The sequence below is a fragment of the uncultured Psychrobacillus sp. genome (genome assembly GCF_938022135.1).
Lineage (GTDB): Bacteria > Bacillota > Bacilli > Bacillales_A > Planococcaceae > Psychrobacillus.
Window position 1 is genome coordinate 26,371 of record NZ_CALIED010000025.1, and the last position, 17,396, is coordinate 43,766.

Consider the following 17,396-nt stretch of genomic DNA (forward strand, 5'->3'; position numbering starts at 1 on the left):
CCTTCTTCCATCCAGCAATAGCACTATTATACATGAATATAAAGAATCCTTCCTCTTGTACAAGAGGAAGGTTCATTTAGCTCTCCATTTGCTTTGCTAAGAAATTAGCTGCTGTTTCGATAGCTTTCATTTCTGCTTCTCCGATAAAATGCACTTTAGAGAATAGGAATATAGCGCCTATCGGATCGCCAGAAGCAATGATTGGGGCGATACAGTAGGATTTAACTGTTTCAACTACTCCCGGTACCCATTCTACTGAGTTTTCATGCTTTTCCACTACCATTGTTCTATTATTCACTACATCCTCAACGTCGGAACTTAAACGACGTTTTAAATAATCCTTCTTAGATAACCCTGCTGCAGCAATCATTTCATCGCGATCACTAATAAGTACTGGCGTACCTAACGTTTCATAAAGCGTTTCAGCATACTCTTTTGCAAAGTCTCCAAGCTCACTAATTGGAGAATATTTTTTTAGGATAATTTCTCCTTCTCGGTCTGTAAAGATTTCTAAAGGATCACCTTCTCGTATACGAAGGGTTCTACGTATTTCTTTTGGAATTACAACTCTACCTAGATCATCAATTCTACGTACTATGCCTGTTGCTTTCATGTAATGTGTGCCTCTCTTTCGACAGAATGGAAATTAAAGTTCATTTCTGCCATAGTATGCCTCACATTACCCAATAATATGCAATACGTTAATTTACTTCTAATTTCTTTTTTGCTTTAGGTAATAAACTCATTATTTCTTCTAATACATCAAACGTATTTAACTTTCCTATTTTACGCTCATCTATGGTGACAACTAAGTTGCCCTTATCTACATTAAAGCCTACAGCACGACCAAACTTCATCGTTTCCTCTAACAGTAATGCACCATCAATAGATTGTGTTCCAGACTCACTCAGCCTAATGGATGTTATCTTATTGGCTTCTTTAATAGATTCTATTCCAGCAATTTTACCCCAGACCTTCATACGAGCAATTCTAAGAAGTACTTCCGTTTCTAGAGGCATATCTCCAAAACGGTCCTGTAATTCTTCAACAATGTCCAAATACTCTTCTTCTGTTTCCATTGCCTTGACTCGCTTATACATTTGAATTTTTTGATATCCATCTGCAATATACTCATCTGAAATATATGCTTCTACTCCTAATACAATTTCAATATCTTGTACTTCTTCTTTTTTAGTTCCAGTTTGTTTTTCTTGTATAGCTTCTTCTAGCATTTGCGTATATAGATCAAATCCTACCGAATCAATAAATCCGTGCTGCTGTGAGCCCAATAGATTTCCTGCTCCTCGGATAGATAAATCTCTCATCGCTATCTTGAAGCCAGATCCAAGCTCTGTAAATTCCTTAACCGCCTGTAGCCTTTTTTCTGCTACATCAGTTAACACTTTGTCCCTTTGATACATTAAGTAGGCATAAGCCACACGATTAGAACGACCTACGCGTCCACGTAGCTGATACAGCTGGGACAGCCCCATTTTATCCGCATCATGGATGATCAACGTATTAACATTCGGTATATCAATTCCAGTTTCTATAATAGTAGTTGTCACAAGGACATCATACTCTCCCTCTAAAAAGCTGATAATGACAGACTCTAGCTCCGTCTCGGACATTTGCCCATGTGCATAGCCTACTCTAGCCGTTGGGACTAACATTTGTATCTCATCAACCTTGCGAGTAATGTCCTCAACGCGGTTGTATAGGAAAAATGCCTGTCCTCCCCTAGCCAGTTCTCTCTCAATAGATTCCCTAACTAAAGCTCCGTTATATTCCATTACATATGTTTGCACTGGGAAACGGTTTTTAGGGGGAGTTTCGATAACGGATAAATCCCGTACTCCAATCATCGACATATGGAGGGTACGAGGAATTGGAGTGGCAGTAAGCGTTAAAACATCAACGTTTGTTTTAAGCTGCTTAATCTTTTCTTTATGCTTAACTCCAAAACGTTGCTCCTCATCCACTACCAATAGCCCTAAATCTTGATATTCTACATCCTTTGACAGGATACGGTGAGTTCCAACTACTATATCCACTAGACCCTTTTTCAGTCCGGTAATTGTTTCTGCCTGTTGCTTCTTTGTGCGGAAACGGCTTAGCATCCCTACCTCAATTGGGAAGTCTTGAAAACGCTCCAACATCGTTTCATAATGTTGTTGCGCAAGAATGGTAGTAGGACATAGAAATGCTACCTGTTTTCCTTCCATCACAGCTTTAAAAGCAGCACGGATCGCAACCTCGGTCTTACCATAGCCCACATCGCCACAAACTAGACGATCCATCGGTCTTGGTCTCTCCATGTCTCGTTTAACCTCTTGAATTGTCCGTAGCTGATCCTCAGTTTCCTCATACGGGAAAGCTGCCTCAAAGGTATGCTGCATCTCTCCATCAGGCTCAAAAGCATATCCAACCTCAGCCTCACGCTTAGCGTAGAGCTTGATCAGCTCATCTGCAATATCTTGAACTGCCGCTGAAACTTTGGATTTTGTTTTCTTCCAATCGGTTCCGCCTAATTTATGAAGCTTCGGATCCTTTTCCCCTGAAGCAACATACTTTTGGATAAGATCTATTTGATCTACTGGTACATAGAGTTTATCCTCGCCTCGATAACGTATATGCAAATAGTCTTTATGAACGCCGTTCACAAGCAAGGTTTCTATTCCTATATATTTCCCTATCCCATGATGGATATGTACAACATTATCTCCAGGCTTTATTTCTGAATAGCTTTTTATACGTTCAGCATTCGTCACTTTTTGTGTACGAGATTTTTTCTTACTCTTTTGCTTAAACAATTCCGAATCCGTTATGACGGCTATTCTTTGAAGAGGTAATTCGAAACCTGCTTCCAGATCTCCCTCTACGATAAAAATTCCTGGGTTATTTAAATCATTTGTAGACGTACCAATCTGGGAAACTATTTCATAATCTTCTAGAACCGTATGGACTTTTTGAACACGGTCTTTACCATCTGCTAAAATAATTACTCTAAATTTACCTTGAGCAAATCTCTCTGTTTCATTTTTTAGCAGATGCATTTGTCCATGGAAATTTTGCATAGGCTTACACGAAACGCTCATCGCCTTCTTTATAACAATGCCAGAAAAAGTACGTGAAAATAATGATAGGTACACCTTATAGTTAGAAAGCATATGAATGATTTCTTTCAAGTGGTACGACGGTTTTACACTATGGACAGTCTTCCCTTCTTCTAATAAGGAAAGATACCAATCATTTTCTTCTTTTTCCAAAGTCTCTGTTACTTCTTGGATTCTTCCAAGCTCATCGAACATAACAATTCCTTGTGGATCAAAATAACTTCCTAAAAAGCTGTCTTCTTCTATCAAGGAGATGTACTTCATAAACTCCTTTGGTTGTTCTCCTTGTTTTAAAAGTTCTATATCCTGTTGTATATTTTGATAAAATTTTTCTTTAATATCCGACAGCTTAACCTTTTTCAAGCTTTCCGCTAATGCTTCCTCGAGCTTTTGTGCTAGCATCATTTTTTTCTCTTTTGTTAAAACATATTCAGTCGCAGGTAAAATACGAACGTCTTTTAATTTTTTTAATGACCGTTGATCCTCTGCAGAAAAGGTACGAATGGAATCTATTTCTGTGTCAAATAACTCTATCCGAATAGGATCTTCCAAATATAGTGGATATATATCTATAATACCGCCTCGTAATGCAAACTCTCCTGGAGTGGTAACCATAGGCTGACGTACATAACCCATGTCTACTAAACCTTGCAGGAAATTGTCTAATACAAGATCCTCTCCCTCCTTAAGGGAGATGGAGCTATTTTTCCAATCCTCTACGTTCCCCATTCGCTTTTTCAGGCCAGACACTGGAACAATATAGACACCTTTTTTTATATTTAACATGTGATCTAATGTTTCTAAACGTTGTGCACGCAATTCGGGGCTGGCAATAGTTATATCTGCAGCTATCAATTCATCGGCTGGGTATAAACGAACTAAGTCTTCTCCAATTAGCTTGACTAAATCCTCAGCAAGCTTTTGAGCGTGTAAAAGGTTCGGTGTAACAATCAGAATGGGTTTATCTAATTCCTTATGAAGCATTTTAGTAAAGACAGCACGTGCGCTTCCTGATAGACCCGTGATTAATGTTTGGTCTATACCATTCTCTAAATCTTTCACTAGCTTTTGCATTTGTTTATCTTCGATTAATACATTACTTAGTAATTCCATTTTCACCCACCCTTATCTAATAAACATACAAACGATTTACGCTACAATTAAAAACAGAAAAAGGCTTTGTGCACGAAGTGTGCCAAAGCGTTTACTGTATCCATTTTTTTAATGCATAATAGCTAGGAAACTTTTGCAAAGAGGTTTGACACTCTTCACAAATACACTGTATCGTATAATCTCCCTCAGCCCCCGTTTGTATATATATGTGTTGTTCTTCTGGCTCAATATTGTGTTTTTCTAAAAAAGCCTCGTCTATGGAATCGAATGGTAGCTGACCAACTTCTGTTTCACAATGGCGACATCTATAACGAATCGGCATAGCCATTAACCCCCTTTTTAGGAAGTATAGGCTTTTACTTCAACTTTTATGCACCATTAAAAACATTCATTACTTCAAGAAAGCTCTTCGTAAACCATTGTTCGCAAGCATCCGCGCTCTTTTTAATCGCTAAATCAATTTCTGGTTTTTCTTCATTGGTGAAATTGGAGAGTACATAGTCTGGAACCTTCATCCCGTTTTTTGGACGGTCCACTCCGATTCGAATTCGATTAAATTCCTGTGTACCCAAATGTTGAATGATGGACTTAATCCCGTTATGACCTCCCGCACTTCCCTTTTGGCGAAGTCGTAGCTTCCCAGCTTGTAAGTCTAAATCATCATAAATAACAACTAATTCCTCATCCTCTACATCAAAATAATTCATCATCGGAACGATACATTCTCCCGATAAATTCATATATGTTAAAGGTTTTAGAAGCATCACTTTTTCAGTTCCTACAAAGCCAGCGCCGTACATTCCATTAAATTTTGATTGATTGAGGGGAATGTTTAAACGCTTGGACAGTTCATCTATTACATGAAAACCAATATTATGTCTTGTTCCTTCATATTGCTTGCCTGGGTTTCCTAGGCCAACGATCATTTTCATTTCTTTCCATTCCTTTTAACCTTATTTCTTTTATTTTAACATAAGAGGGATGAGTAAAGCCCATAAATCAGTTTGTTCACTTGGAACATCACCTTCTTTTAAAGCAAAAGAATGGAACCCAGTTCCTAAACTAATAATTGTATCGGTGCATAACTAAAGACGAGAATGTCGATTAAACATCATTCTCGCCTTTAGGATTGCTTGCATAATTTTAGTAGGGACTCACCCTATTACTTTATTCCTCTGAGGATGCTTCTTCTGTTCCTTCGGCATCTGCCTCAGCTTCTGTTTCAGTATCCGATTCTGTCTCAACTCTTGGAGCAGATACAGTTACTAAAGTATAGTCGTCATCTTCGACTATTTTATAATCTACCTTTTCACGAACGTCTCCAACTGTTAGCGTATCACCGATAGCGATATTAGTTACATCTACTTCTATAGAATCTGGAATATCGGAAGGTTTTACAATAACAGTAAGTTCTCTGTTTGGCTGTTGAAGTAATCCACCCTCTGAGACACCTACAGAAGTTCCAGTTGTGTTAACTGTTACACTTACTTCTAATTCTTCCTTCATATTAATCGCGAGAAAGTCCGCATGAATCATTTGAGCCTTTAATATATTCATTTGATAATCATTCAATACAACGTTTAGAGATTGACCTTCTACATCAATTTTCATTACGCCATTTCTACCAACTTCACGTAATGTTTTTATTAAATCTTTTTCATCTACCGCAATTGGTTGAGACTCTGTTTCAAAACCATATACAACTGCCGGTATGTACCCACTATTTCTTAGCTTGGTATTGTTTTTATGTTCTCTCTTTTGTGCTTTAATAATTGTAGCCATAAATAAAATCATCCTCCCGATGTAATTGGTAACTAAAGATAAGATACCCTTCGGGAGGATGATTCAAACATCTATGAGATTAATCAAACAAAGTACTTACAGATTTTTCTTCAAATACACGAACAATTGCATCACCTAATAATTTTGCAACTGATAGTTCTTTAATTTTTGGTGAGTGCTTATCTTCTGGTAATTGAATAGAGTTTGTAATAACCAATTCTTTAATAACAGAGTTATCTATACGTTCAATTGCTGGCCCCGATAGCACTGGGTGTGTACAACATGCATACACTTCTTTTGCACCGCTTTCCATTAAGGCCGCAGCAGCAATCGATATAGTTCCCGCAGTATCAATAATATCGTCGATTAAAATTGCCGTTTTTCCTTCTACATTACCAACTATGTTCATTACTTCTGCAACATTAGGGCGTGGACGTCGTTTATCAATAATAGCAATTGGCGCTTTCAAACGGTCTGCCATTTTACGTGCACGAGTAACTCCACCATGGTCAGGTGAAACAATAACAATTTGAGAAGGATCTAGGTTTTTCGTTAAGAAGTAGTCAGATAAGATAGGCACAGCTACTAAATGATCGATTGGAATATCGAAGAAACCTTGGATTTGTGGTGCATGCAAGTCTAAAACAATTGCGCGAGTTGCTCCAGCAGAAGTTAGCAGGTTAGCTACTAGCTTAGCTGTGATTGGTTCACGAGCACGAGCTTTTCTGTCTTGTCGAGCATATCCGTAATAAGGTAATACAACACTTACGGTACGAGCAGAAGCACGTTTAACTGCATCTAACATGATTAATAATTCCATTATATTTTCGTTTACAGGACCTGAAGTGGATTGAACGATAAATACATCACATCCACGTATGCTCTCTTCGATATTAATTTGGACTTCGCCATCGCTAAATCTTGTTACAGTACTTTTCCCTAGCGGAACTCCAACCTCTTTTGCAATTTCTTCTGCTAATTTCTTATTCGAATTAAGAGTAAATATTTTTAGTTTGGCATTTTCATATCGATGAGTCATGATAATCCTCCTGAATAGTAATTGGTTATTTTAGATTGAGTTTGTTTACGTAGCCTTCTTTGTTTTCTTGTCGAGCACGACCAATAGCAAGTGCTTCACCTGGAACATCCTTAGTAATCGTAGATCCTGCTGCTATATATCCCTTTTTACCGATTGTTACAGGTGCAATGAGATTAGAATTACATCCAACAAATGCATCGTCTTCAATAGTTGTTACAAATTTATTTTTACCGTCGTAATTAACCGTAATAGCTCCGCAACCAATATTCACATTAGTTCCTATAGATGCATCGCCCATATAGCTTAGGTGAGAGATTTTACTTCCATTGCCAACTACTGATTTTTTCACTTCCACAAAGTTACCAATCTTAACTTGGTCACCCAATTCCGAGTCTGGTCGTATGTGTGCGAATGGGCCTACTGAGGTATGGTTACCAATTTCACTTGATAATACTACAGAAGAGTGAATAGTTGTTTCATCACCAATGACACTAGAGACTATGTGGCTATTTGGGCCAATTGTACATTTTTCTCCGATAATTGTCTTACCCTCAATGATAACTCCTGGCTGTAGAACAGTGTCAGAGCCAATTGTTGCTTCACTGCTTATATATGTACTTTGAGGGTCTATAATAGTTACGCCTTCACGCATATGGTGATGGGCTATTCTAGCACGCATAATTTGTTCTGCTTGCGATAGTGCAACACGATCATTAATTCCAAGAGTTTCATCAAAGTCTTTTGCTGCATATGCAGAAATAACTTCTCCATCTTGTTGTAAAATCCCAATAACATCAGGTAAATAATACTCACCTTGAGTATTTTCATTTTTTACTAATTTTAATGATTTAAATAATGCTTCGTTGTCAAAGCAGTAAGTACCAGAGTTAATCTCTTTGACAAGCTTCTCTTCTGAATTTGCATCTTTGTCTTCTACTATAGACTTAACGTTCCCTTGCTCGGTACGAATAATTCTTCCATAACCAGTTGGATCTTCAGCTATTGCAGTCAATATAGTAGCTTTTGCATTTGTTTCTTTGTGATGCTTAAGCAATTCCTTAATAGTTTCTGCAGTTATTAGAGGAGTATCGCCACACACAACAATAGTTGTTCCCTTCAGGTTAGAAAGAACTTCTTCTGCTTGTAAAACAGCGTGTGCCGTACCTAGTTGCTCTGATTGTAAAGCATATTCGCTTCTGCTCCCAAGCTTACTTTGTACAATTTCAGCACCATGACCAACAATAGTCACAATCTTTTCTACCCCTACCTGATCCATGTTATCAATAACATGCTCTACCATTGGCTTTCCACACACAGGATGTAATACTTTATATAGACTAGATTTCATACGAGTGCCTTTACCAGCTGCCAAAACAACTGCATAGGTATTTGTCATTTGATATTCCCTCCAGTGGGCTAATTTCCTCTTTTGACTATATAGGAAAAGAGGGTTTTTTTCAAGGAATTATCTCTTGACAAATACATGACAAAACAAGTAATATATATATTTTTTTGTTAAATCATACTTTATCTTTATATAACAAATCTTAATGATTAGATAGACTATGACATATATCTGCTTTTTAATAATTGATTTCTGCTTTATTGTAGTAACTTTTCCAGAACGATGATAATTTATAAACTTCCTCATTTGCTAAATAAATTATAGTGAAATTATATTTTTTTGCGAAGGGAGAGGCGGCATCTATAAATAGTTTATTCCACCTTTAGCTTAAAGATTTTTCCTCACACTCAATCATCTTATGATACGAGTTTTAGACCAACAGCGGACCCTAAAATCATTCCTATAAAAATTAGTCGTTTTGGGTCTTTAGATTCTCCATATAAAACCATACCTAATATCGCTCCTCCAGAGGCTCCAATACCTGTCCAAATAGCATACGCTGTTCCCATGGGAAGAGTTTTCATGGAATAAGCCAAAAGAAGAAAACTTGCTCCAAATCCGAGTATTAAGAGTACTGCTGCTTGCCAATTACGATCTTTATGCAATTTACTTATCATCGCCACTCCGAACATTTCACAAAACCCTGCTAAAATTAATGAAATCCAAGCCATTAAGATTCATTCCTTTCCTGAACTTTTTCCTTTGTAATTAATTTCAACCCAATTACTCCTGCAAGTAATAGTACGATCAAAAGTACTTTTTCTACTTGAAATGGTTCGTCAAAGAATAGAATCTCAGAAAAAACAGTTCCTGCTGTACCTATACCAACGAAAACAGCATAAACCGTACCTACGGGAAGTTCTCGACCAGCCATAATCATTAAATAGAAACTGATAAAGATAGCAATAACTGTTCCAGCCCAAGTCCAAAAATCGTCTGCATGCTTTAATCCAATAACCCAAAAAACCTCAAATACTGCAGCAATGAACACTTTAATCCATGCTTTATCCATTCTAAAAAACCTCCAATTATTATTTTTCTCAAAAAAAAGCCTGAGAGAAACTATTAAACAGTTTCTCCCAGGCTTTTATCCTTCCGTGACACAGCAATGCTGTGAGTTTTCTCTCGGTCCAGACCAATATTGACAGTTGCGGAACCCTAGAAAACATTCAAAGTATTTTATTATGGATATTATATCGTTGTCTGTTAGTAAAGTAAAAGTATAAGATTCTAATAACCTTTTTTAGAACGCTAACTACAACTGAAGCTAGTCTTATATAGTCGCTTCTTCCACTTCCGCTATTACATCATCACTTAAATGATAGGCATATAGCACAGCATCCTGAATTTTAGATCGTGTGCCTACATTTATAGGATGAGCTATATCTCGAAATTCCCCTTCTGGTGTTCGCTTACTTGGCATAGCCACAAATAACCCTGCATTTCCTTCGATAACTCTAATGTCATGGACTACAAACTCGTTGTCTAGTGTTATAGAAGCGATTGCCCTCATACGCCCATCGGTTAATACTTTACGCAACCTCACATCTGTCACTTCCATATAATCTCTCCTTCCCCCTAGTTGCAAATATCTATATTAACTTACTATTCCACAAAAATTTAAAAATTCCTGCTTTGTTTTGGAATATTTTTAATATTATATACATTAAAAAATTATTAAAAAATAGTATAAAAGACGAGGGGATTTTACAAAACGTATTTGGAGTATTAAATTAAGATTCTTGTATCATTATTGTTCGATGAAATACTTGTGGGAGTGACAATAAAGTAAATTTAAAGAAAATCTAAAAAAGCACATAATTTCCGAAGAAAACATGTGCCTTAGCTTTAAATAACTGCTATAACTTCAATTTCTACCTTTACATCTTTAGGCAAACGAGCAACCTCTACAGCTGAGCGAGCAGGCTTGTGATCACCAAAATGTTTTTCATAGGCAGCATTGAATTCAACAAAATCGTTCATATCTTTTAAAAAGACAAGAGTTTTTACTACCTTGGACAAAGAAGATCCAGCTTCAGTTAGAACTGCTTCTAAGTTAGCGAAAACTTGGTCAGTCTGTTCCGTAATAGAACCATCAATTACTTCTCCGGTTGGCGTTAATGGTATTTGACCTGAGCTGTAAAACATTCCGTTAACTACCATACCCTGGACGTATGGACCTATTGCAGCTGGAGCCTTATTCGTTGATACTATTTTCATTTGTTTTTCCACCCCTCGTGAAATAATTTCCCTCGGTTAAAGCGATCGTACCGTCTTTTTCATTTACTTCATGTAATTTTAATAAAGACAAGTAATTCTCAACCAATTGTTCCCCTGTATGCTCAGCTTCCACTAAGACAGCTATGCCCGCAAGCTCACAGTTAAACTCCTCAAGTAAGCTTTTCATACCATTGATGGTTCCTCCAACTTTCATAAAGTCGTCGGTAATTAGCACACGCTGGCCTTTTTCCATACTTCTTTTAGAAAGAACCATTGTTTGAATTCTTCTAGCTGAACCAGAAACATAATTTATGCTGACAGTAGGTCCTTCTGTTACCTTACTATCTCGTCGTACTACAACTACTGGAACATTTAAGTGTCTTGCAATAGCATGAGCAATAGGAATACCTTTTGTTGCAACTGTCATAATAGCATCGATTTTTGTATCGACAAATGCAGAAGCAAATACTTTCCCTATTTTATTCATTAGCATCGGTTCACCCAAAAGGTCAGTCATATACAAATAACCACCAGGTAAGAGACGTTCCGCTTTAGAAAGTTGGTCCATTAATTCCTGAGCGATTTTCTTAACATCCTGGTCTGTCATAGTAGGAATAAATTTAACTCCCCCTGTTGCACCAGGTACAGTCACAAGTATGCCTTTGCCTCTTTCTTCAAATGTTTCTTTTACTATCGTTAAATCTTCACTAATAGAAGATTTTGCAGACTGATATAAAGCAGCAAAATAAGTTAAAGGGATTAGTTTATGTGGATGCTCCATTAAATATTGAGTCATGTCCACTAACCGTTCACTTCTTTTCCATTTCATCATTTTCCACCTCTAATCACGAATATTTTAAACAAAACTTACCACAATTATACGTGTTTAAGCAAGTGGTTCTCTATCTCCCATTAGCCTAACGGCATATACCTCATCACAGAAACCTCGAAGCCCGTTATATATTCTCTGTACTCGTGATTCTTGGTTTACAAGTCCAAAAACAGTTGGACCACTACCACTCATTAATACAGCATCAGCTCCGAAGCGTTGCATTTGCTCTTTTAGGTTGGCAACTTCCGGGTATAGTTTTAATGTTACATCTTCTAAAACATTCCCAAGTGAGTTGCACATCAAATCATAATCCTTATCCTTAATAGCATTTACCATTGCTGTTGTTTTCGGATGAATTATTTGATCAATTTTTAAATTTCCATATACATCTGCAGTAGATACCCCTAACGTTGGCTTAGCTAATATCACCCAACAGTTGGCCGGTGCCGGAAGCTCTTGTATTTTTTCTCCTCGCCCGGTCGCCAATGCAGTCCCACCGTATACACAAAATGCCACGTCTGACCCTATTTTTGTTCCTATTTGAGCTAGCTCGTCTATAGTGAGATTTAATCCCCAAAGAACATTTAGCCCCTTTAAAGTTGCCGCAGCGTCACTACTGCCACCTGCAAGTCCTGCTGCAACTGGTATATTCTTTTCGATTTTAATAGAGACGCCAGACTTCACCTTGTACATTTCTTTAAGTATCTTTGCCGCTTGATAGGCAAGGTTACGATGATCATTTGGAACAAAACGATCGACTGAAATAATATGTATAGCTCCGTCTTCTCTTATTTCTAGCCCGATGCGGTCTGCTAAATCTACAGTGGTCATAATCATTTCCACCTCATGATAGCCATCAGGGCGTTTATGTAATACATCAAGTGTTAAATTTATCTTAGCAGGTGCTTTCACATAGTACATCCCATCTGCTCCTTTTCCTACTTATGCTGTTCCCTATTTTACCATAGTCCTTCCTTTTTGAAAAAAATGAGAACAATAAGAAAAGTATAAGCATTGGCTGTGCCCCATTAAACGAATGATGGAATGGAAGAAGTGATAAAAAAAGAAAAGGCATAAATCGCCTTTTCTTTGCTAGTTGTATTATATTTTGGATATCGAACTTAGGTAATCTTGTTTATTTACTTTGGTTGTTCATTTGTTGTTCAGCCATTTCAATTGCACGTTTTACCATATTACCTGCGTCTCGGGATTTAATCCCACCCCAGCCTTCTGTTTTGACTACATCATAAAATCCAAGATCCTTGGCAATCTCTTCTTTTAATTCCTTAGACATAATCCCTCTTCTAGCCATATGGTGAATCCTCCTCAAAACAACTAGCAACGTTAGTATGTGCATTTAAAAGAAAAAAACTCCTATCCACTCATTCAAATGGGATAGGAGTTTTTGCCATATAAAAACGTAAAAATAAAAGTTCTAAACAATCATTTTACTACAATTGAATTATTTGCTTCATCATAAATAGTGATTTCTACTGCTTCTGTCAAAATGTCTGCGTAACTATAAGATACCCGTTCAAAAGAATTTTCATCTTGATCCAAATCGATTACGAACACTGCATGATAGGTTTCTCTTAACACCCCTGCACGTTCAATTGTTTTCTTACGACCTCCGTTTGCTTTTAATTGCAAACGTTTCCCTAAATGATGATCTAATGACTTTTTAATATCAGCTAAAGTTTTTGGCATTCCGCTTACACCTCACTGACTCAATCCTAACACATATCCATTTTTTTGTCAAACAAAACATTTTATCAACTTACACATACTCTTGTCAACGTTTTTATTAATCGTTTTTACTACTTTATTTATTAACATTACTAATATTGTAACAAGTAAATTTAATGGAAATTTGGATACAACTCATCTGCTAGCCTTCCAAACTCTTCAATACTCAGCGTTTCTCCTCTACGTGTGGGTGATACGCCTACCTTCTCCAGTGCTTGAATGATTAGTTCCTTCTTCTCCTTCCCATTAGGAAGGGAGGATTGTAGGTTATTTATTATCGTTTTTCTTCGTTGCACAAAAGAACCTCTTGAAACTTTAAATAAGAAATCCTCATCTATCACTTGTACTGGCGGAGTTTCATGGCGAGTTAGCTTAATTACCGCAGAGTCTACGTTTGGCGGTGGCATAAAGACAGCCCTAGGAACAGTCATAGCTACTTCGGCTTTCATATAATACTGAATTGCAATTGACAAAGACCCATAAGCCTTGGTCCCCGGTGAAGCAGTAATTCTATCAGCCACCTCCTTCTGCATCATCACAACCATCCCCCGTATAGGCAAACGATCCATTAATAGCTTCAGCAAAATTGGGGTTGTTACATAGTATGGCAAATTAGCTACAACCATGACATCTTTATAATCGGTTAACTTTTCCTCAAATACTTCTACCATATTCGCTTCAAGAATATCCTTGTGAATGATTTCTACGTTGTTATATGGTGAGAGTGTATCTGCTAACACAGGCAACAAGCGCTGATCTATTTCAAAAGCGATTACTTTTCCAGCTTCTCTTGCTAGATGTTCTGTTAAAGCTCCTATTCCCGGGCCAATTTCAATTGCGGCTGATTCACTTGTTAAATTGGCATGACTAACGATATTTCTAAGAATATTAGGGTCTATTAAGAAATTTTGTCCTAAGCTCTTTTTAAAAGAAAAACCATATTTTTTTAGTATTTCCTGTGTGCGTATAGGAGTTGCTATATCTTTTTGTGTCATTTCGTATTGTCCTCCAAATCGAGTTGCAGAATCGCTGCTTCCAGCTGTTCCTTATTTATTTGAAATATAGTTAGTCTCTTTTGTAGCTGCTTTCCATTGGTATAGCCTATTTTTAATATCTCTCCAAGTCGAGTCCTTCTGTCTTTTGCATGCGGGTGTCCAATGAGCTTTCCTGCAATTAGCACCTCTAGTGGAATGGCAGGAAAGATAGTTTCCATGTCAGTTTTAGGGGTATACACATGACTAAGAGCTTGTCGAATATCTTCATCTTTAGCATGTTCAATGCCTAGTCCCTTACCATTTTTCGCTATTGTTTTTTCTTTTGATAAAAAAGCATGCTTCACCCCAGGAATTTGTTGTTCTATAATGGCACGAATTCTTCTGCCAGGGTAATCTGGGTCAGTGAATACAATGACACCTCTTTTATCTTGAGCGTGCTGAATTTTGATAAGTGTTTCTTTTGATATGGCAGAACCATTAGTTTCTATAGTATCAGCTTCAACTGCTCTTTTTATAGCAGTTGTATCATCTTTTCCTTCTACGACGATTATTTCATTTATTCGCAAGCGTTTTACCTCTTTTCCACTTCTATACTAGCCTCTATCATAACGCAAAAAAGCTCTCCCTATCAACGAGAGGGAAAGCTATACGAAAAATGATATACAATGTCGTATAAAGCGAGTACGTAGTTTACCCGATAACTGTATCTACGCCTGCTTTACATACCTTTTGTATTATTTTAAAACTTTTACACGAACTTTTTTACGCCCGAAATCATAGGCTTGCGATTTGGAAGCCATAAATAAGTCTATTTTCTTTCCTTTTATAGCACCACCAGTATCTCCAGCCACCGCATAGCCGTAGCCTTCGACCCATACCTTAGACCCCAGAGGAATAACACTAGGATCTACAGCGATCACTTTTACCTCTGGATTAGACTTTAAATTAATACCAGTTGCTGTCACACCTGTACAACCATTACAGTTAGCTGTATACGCTGTAGCTGTGACATAAAACTCGCTTCCCTTGGATGGGGCAGCCGAGGTTTTAGTTCCACGAGATACATTTGCACTTGCAGTCATTACTTTAGTTCCAACTGCTACAACTTTCTTTTTAGGCTCTTTAGTAACTTTTTCACTCACTATGTTACGGGAAACTTCTACCCCGTTTTCTTTAACTACCTCATAAGTGCGCGCAACAGAACCTTTTTCACCTGTTTCAACGACTTTTTCTTTTCCCTTAAGCAGAGAATCATCTTTCTTTGTCACTACTGCAAAGTTTGTTTCTTCCTCAACTACATCGGTGACCTTTTCTACTCTCACTATTTGTATTTCAGAATTAGGAAGTATAAGTTCATCCATTTTCTGTTCTACACGGTCCAATTCATTTAATGAAATGTTATGTTTTTTTAAAAAGTCAGCGACCGTAGTCGAAGTGGACCATAATTTTTGTTCTTCCTTGCCATCTATAAGCGTGACTTCATATGCCTTTTCAATTGCAATTCGATTATCGGGTCCCACCTCTGCATCTGCAGCAGGGGTAATCGCATCATGTTCTGTATAAGCAACATTTGCCTTTGCTAGTATTTCTGATACTACATCATCAGTAGTCTGGACAGTTTGAATTTTACCGTCTACTGTGATTTCTATTTGTCTTGCCTGCTCCCACTCAATCTTAAGATTATTTTTGATTGAAGTGTTCACTGAGGGATGTAAAAAATCATCGTTAGAGACCACTAGATTATTTTCTTCTAGTAGTTCTCCAACGGTATTGGCATGTGTTGTTATTTCTTGTTGTTCTCCGTTAACTGTTATAGCAACAGTTTTCTTTGTTCCTTCGTATAATACGAACGAAACCACTGCAAAAAACAATAGTAAAGATGCAATCGTTACTAGTGTTTTCTTGCTCCTCAATGAATGAAAGAACAGGTTTTTCATGGTATTATTTTGCATGAAAAACGCCTCCTTGTTCACTCGTGTGATTATATAGAGTACTTTTAAGCTTGTCAACACTTTAGGTTTTTATCCAATTTTTACCTCAAGGTGGTTTACTATACAAAAATAAGGGTCATTTGTTAGTCATCTATGTGAAAAAAACGCATAGCATTGCTTGTTGTAGCTTCTGCTACTTCCTCCACTGAAATACCCTTTAATCGAGCAATTTCTTCTGCAACAAGTGCAACAAGTGCAGGTTCATTTCTTTTACCTCTATGAGGATGTGGAGCCAAATAAGGAGCATCGGTTTCGATTAATAAATGCTCTATGGGAATTTCCATTGCCACCTCTTTAGGTTTCTTTGCATTTTTAAAGGTTACAGGTCCACCAAGTGAAATCATAAAGTTCATATCAATACATTGTTTTGCTGTTTCTACACTTCCCCCAAAGCAATGCATAATCCCCCCTGTTAGATGAGCCTCCTCCTCTTGAAGAATCCTAATCACGTCTTCCGTTGCTTCTCGATTATGTATAATGATTGGCAAGTTAACCTTTTGGGCTAAGCGTATTTGCTTGCGGAAAATAGTCTGTTGAATTTCTTTAGGGGACTTATCCCAATAATAGTCTAGCCCTGTTTCACCAATACCTACTACTTTCTCATGTGCAGATAACTCTTCAATCCACTGTAAATCTTCTTCCGTACAATCAATTGCATCCACTGGATGCCATCCAATTACGGCATAAATAAACGGGTATGTTTCTGCTAACTCCATTGCACGTTCAATTGTTTTACGATCAAAACCAATTACGACCATCTTCTGAACATTTGCCTCTAAGGCTCTATCAATTACTTCCTGAAGATCATCATCATATTGATCTGCGTTTAAATGGACATGTGTATCTATTAGCATATACATTCTCCTATCTGATATTTATTTTACAATCTTTTTAATTTACATACATCACAATATTATTACATTTACATTAAATGAGTCATATTTTAAAATATTTTGATTAATTTCCTACAGTAAAAAAACAAATTTCCTGGATCATTTTCATAATTAATTTGTAAGAACTTGAACAATTTGATAAAAATAATGACATTTATATGCTTTTCGCAGGGTTAAGTAAGCCGTCACTTGCGTACGTTTGGGATGGTTCAACTGTCTTAATCATACCTCTAGAGTCACCTCCTTCACTTCATAATAGGTGTT

Annotated in this window: 19 protein-coding genes and 1 riboswitch; all 19 genes read right to left on the bottom strand. The window is 37.1% G+C overall.

Going from position 1 to position 17,396, the window contains the following annotated elements; translation table 11 throughout:
• Positions 1-76 precede the first annotated feature (76 nt).
• The 19 genes from spoVT to Q0371_RS06485 all read right to left on the bottom strand — a co-directional run bounded on the left by spoVT (position 77) and on the right by Q0371_RS06485 (position 17,093).
• On the bottom strand, positions 77-613 hold the full coding sequence (gene spoVT / locus Q0371_RS06395) for a stage V sporulation protein T (protein ID WP_169360358.1): 537 nt from the start codon (positions 611-613) through the stop codon (positions 77-79).
• A gap of 88 nt (positions 614-701) precedes the next feature.
• The gene (gene mfd / locus Q0371_RS06400; protein WP_298469556.1) at positions 702-4,229 is read right to left on the bottom strand and encodes a transcription-repair coupling factor; all 3,528 of its coding nucleotides are present in this window, start codon (positions 4,227-4,229) and stop codon (positions 702-704) included.
• 91 nt (positions 4,230-4,320) lie between these two features.
• Entirely contained in the window at positions 4,321-4,551 is a 231-nt protein-coding gene (locus Q0371_RS06405) for an anti-sigma-F factor Fin (RefSeq protein ID WP_251556961.1), read from the bottom strand.
• A 46-nt stretch (positions 4,552-4,597) separates the two neighbouring features.
• A complete protein-coding gene (gene pth / locus Q0371_RS06410; protein WP_169360355.1) occupies positions 4,598-5,161 on the bottom strand; it encodes an aminoacyl-tRNA hydrolase in 564 nt (187 codons plus the stop codon).
• A 235-nt stretch (positions 5,162-5,396) separates the two neighbouring features.
• The gene (locus Q0371_RS06415) at positions 5,397-6,011 is read right to left on the bottom strand and encodes a 50S ribosomal protein L25/general stress protein Ctc (RefSeq protein WP_169360354.1); all 615 of its coding nucleotides are present in this window, start codon (positions 6,009-6,011) and stop codon (positions 5,397-5,399) included.
• A 79-nt stretch (positions 6,012-6,090) separates the two neighbouring features.
• The gene (locus Q0371_RS06420) at positions 6,091-7,050 is read right to left on the bottom strand and encodes a ribose-phosphate diphosphokinase (protein ID WP_169360353.1); all 960 of its coding nucleotides are present in this window, start codon (positions 7,048-7,050) and stop codon (positions 6,091-6,093) included.
• 25 nt (positions 7,051-7,075) lie between these two features.
• The gene (glmU, locus tag Q0371_RS06425) at positions 7,076-8,446 is read right to left on the bottom strand and encodes a bifunctional UDP-N-acetylglucosamine diphosphorylase/glucosamine-1-phosphate N-acetyltransferase GlmU (RefSeq protein ID WP_169360352.1); all 1,371 of its coding nucleotides are present in this window, start codon (positions 8,444-8,446) and stop codon (positions 7,076-7,078) included.
• 365 nt (positions 8,447-8,811) lie between these two features.
• Complete coding sequence (locus tag Q0371_RS06430) at positions 8,812-9,126, bottom strand: multidrug efflux SMR transporter (RefSeq protein WP_298469562.1); 315 nt, start codon at positions 9,124-9,126, stop codon at positions 8,812-8,814.
• Positions 9,126-9,467 (bottom strand): multidrug efflux SMR transporter, encoded by a 342-nt coding sequence (locus tag Q0371_RS06435; protein WP_169360350.1) that lies wholly within the window; start codon positions 9,465-9,467, stop codon positions 9,126-9,128. Before Q0371_RS06435 ends, Q0371_RS06430 begins: the two co-directional genes overlap by 1 nt.
• 62 nt (positions 9,468-9,529) lie before the next feature.
• Positions 9,530-9,628, bottom strand: a riboswitch (guanidine-I (ykkC/yxkD leader).
• A gap of 100 nt (positions 9,629-9,728) precedes the next feature.
• The gene (gene spoVG, locus Q0371_RS06440; RefSeq protein WP_169360349.1) at positions 9,729-10,016 is read right to left on the bottom strand and encodes a septation regulator SpoVG; all 288 of its coding nucleotides are present in this window, start codon (positions 10,014-10,016) and stop codon (positions 9,729-9,731) included.
• Between the two features lie 287 nt (positions 10,017-10,303).
• Complete coding sequence (locus Q0371_RS06445) at positions 10,304-10,675, bottom strand: RidA family protein (protein ID WP_169360348.1); 372 nt, start codon at positions 10,673-10,675, stop codon at positions 10,304-10,306.
• On the bottom strand, positions 10,653-11,504 hold the full coding sequence (gene purR / locus Q0371_RS06450) for a pur operon repressor (RefSeq protein ID WP_251556959.1): 852 nt from the start codon (positions 11,502-11,504) through the stop codon (positions 10,653-10,655). Before purR ends, Q0371_RS06445 begins: the two co-directional genes overlap by 23 nt.
• Positions 11,505-11,561: 57 nt before the next feature.
• Positions 11,562-12,428, bottom strand: coding sequence for a 4-(cytidine 5'-diphospho)-2-C-methyl-D-erythritol kinase (ispE, locus tag Q0371_RS06455; protein ID WP_169360347.1), 867 nt, complete (start codon positions 12,426-12,428; stop codon positions 11,562-11,564).
• A gap of 214 nt (positions 12,429-12,642) precedes the next feature.
• A complete protein-coding gene (locus tag Q0371_RS06460; RefSeq protein WP_144541539.1) occupies positions 12,643-12,819 on the bottom strand; it encodes a small, acid-soluble spore protein, alpha/beta type in 177 nt (58 codons plus the stop codon).
• A gap of 131 nt (positions 12,820-12,950) precedes the next feature.
• A complete protein-coding gene (gene veg, locus Q0371_RS06465) occupies positions 12,951-13,214 on the bottom strand; it encodes a biofilm formation stimulator Veg (protein WP_144541541.1) in 264 nt (87 codons plus the stop codon).
• Between the two features lie 152 nt (positions 13,215-13,366).
• Complete coding sequence (rsmA, locus tag Q0371_RS06470) at positions 13,367-14,248, bottom strand: 16S rRNA (adenine(1518)-N(6)/adenine(1519)-N(6))-dimethyltransferase RsmA (RefSeq protein ID WP_169360346.1); 882 nt, start codon at positions 14,246-14,248, stop codon at positions 13,367-13,369.
• Positions 14,245-14,814, bottom strand: a complete 570-nt coding sequence (gene rnmV, locus Q0371_RS06475; protein ID WP_298469577.1) for a ribonuclease M5 — start codon at positions 14,812-14,814, stop codon at positions 14,245-14,247. The genes rsmA and rnmV overlap by 4 nt, the downstream gene beginning before the upstream one ends.
• Positions 14,815-14,982: 168 nt before the next feature.
• Complete coding sequence (locus Q0371_RS06480; RefSeq protein WP_169360344.1) at positions 14,983-16,200, bottom strand: G5 and 3D domain-containing protein; 1,218 nt, start codon at positions 16,198-16,200, stop codon at positions 14,983-14,985.
• A 122-nt stretch (positions 16,201-16,322) separates the two neighbouring features.
• Positions 16,323-17,093: a TatD family hydrolase gene (locus Q0371_RS06485; RefSeq protein ID WP_298469581.1), complete on the bottom strand. Its 771-nt coding sequence runs from the start codon at positions 17,091-17,093 to the stop codon at positions 16,323-16,325.
• Between the last annotated feature and the right edge of the window lie 303 nt (positions 17,094-17,396).

Excerpts from the sequence above, each read along its gene's own strand:
- spoVT (WP_169360358.1), bottom strand. The coding sequence starts at position 613 with ATGAAAGCAACAGGCATAGTACGTAGAATTGATGATCTAGGTAGAGTT.
- mfd (WP_298469556.1), bottom strand. The coding sequence starts at position 4,229 with ATGGAATTACTAAGTAATGTATTAATCGAAGATAAACAAATGCAAAAG.
- Q0371_RS06405 (WP_251556961.1), bottom strand. The coding sequence starts at position 4,551 with ATGCCGATTCGTTATAGATGTCGCCATTGTGAAACAGAAGTTGGTCAG.
- pth (WP_169360355.1), bottom strand. The coding sequence starts at position 5,161 with ATGAAAATGATCGTTGGCCTAGGAAACCCAGGCAAGCAATATGAAGGA.
- Q0371_RS06415 (WP_169360354.1), bottom strand. The coding sequence starts at position 6,011 with ATGGCTACAATTATTAAAGCACAAAAGAGAGAACATAAAAACAATACC.
- Q0371_RS06420 (WP_169360353.1), bottom strand. The coding sequence starts at position 7,050 with ATGACTCATCGATATGAAAATGCCAAACTAAAAATATTTACTCTTAAT.
- glmU (WP_169360352.1), bottom strand. The coding sequence starts at position 8,446 with ATGACAAATACCTATGCAGTTGTTTTGGCAGCTGGTAAAGGCACTCGT.
- Q0371_RS06430 (WP_298469562.1), bottom strand. The coding sequence starts at position 9,126 with ATGGCTTGGATTTCATTAATTTTAGCAGGGTTTTGTGAAATGTTCGGA.
- Q0371_RS06435 (WP_169360350.1), bottom strand. The coding sequence starts at position 9,467 with ATGGATAAAGCATGGATTAAAGTGTTCATTGCTGCAGTATTTGAGGTT.
- spoVG (WP_169360349.1), bottom strand. The coding sequence starts at position 10,016 with ATGGAAGTGACAGATGTGAGGTTGCGTAAAGTATTAACCGATGGGCGT.
- Q0371_RS06445 (WP_169360348.1), bottom strand. The coding sequence starts at position 10,675 with ATGAAAATAGTATCAACGAATAAGGCTCCAGCTGCAATAGGTCCATAC.
- purR (WP_251556959.1), bottom strand. The coding sequence starts at position 11,504 with ATGAAATGGAAAAGAAGTGAACGGTTAGTGGACATGACTCAATATTTA.
- ispE (WP_169360347.1), bottom strand. The coding sequence starts at position 12,428 with ATGTACTATGTGAAAGCACCTGCTAAGATAAATTTAACACTTGATGTA.
- Q0371_RS06460 (WP_144541539.1), bottom strand. The coding sequence starts at position 12,819 with ATGGCTAGAAGAGGGATTATGTCTAAGGAATTAAAAGAAGAGATTGCC.
- veg (WP_144541541.1), bottom strand. The coding sequence starts at position 13,214 with ATGCCAAAAACTTTAGCTGATATTAAAAAGTCATTAGATCATCATTTA.
- rsmA (WP_169360346.1), bottom strand. The coding sequence starts at position 14,248 with ATGACACAAAAAGATATAGCAACTCCTATACGCACACAGGAAATACTA.
- Q0371_RS06480 (WP_169360344.1), bottom strand. The coding sequence starts at position 16,200 with ATGCAAAATAATACCATGAAAAACCTGTTCTTTCATTCATTGAGGAGC.
- Q0371_RS06485 (WP_298469581.1), bottom strand. The coding sequence starts at position 17,093 with ATGCTAATAGATACACATGTCCATTTAAACGCAGATCAATATGATGAT.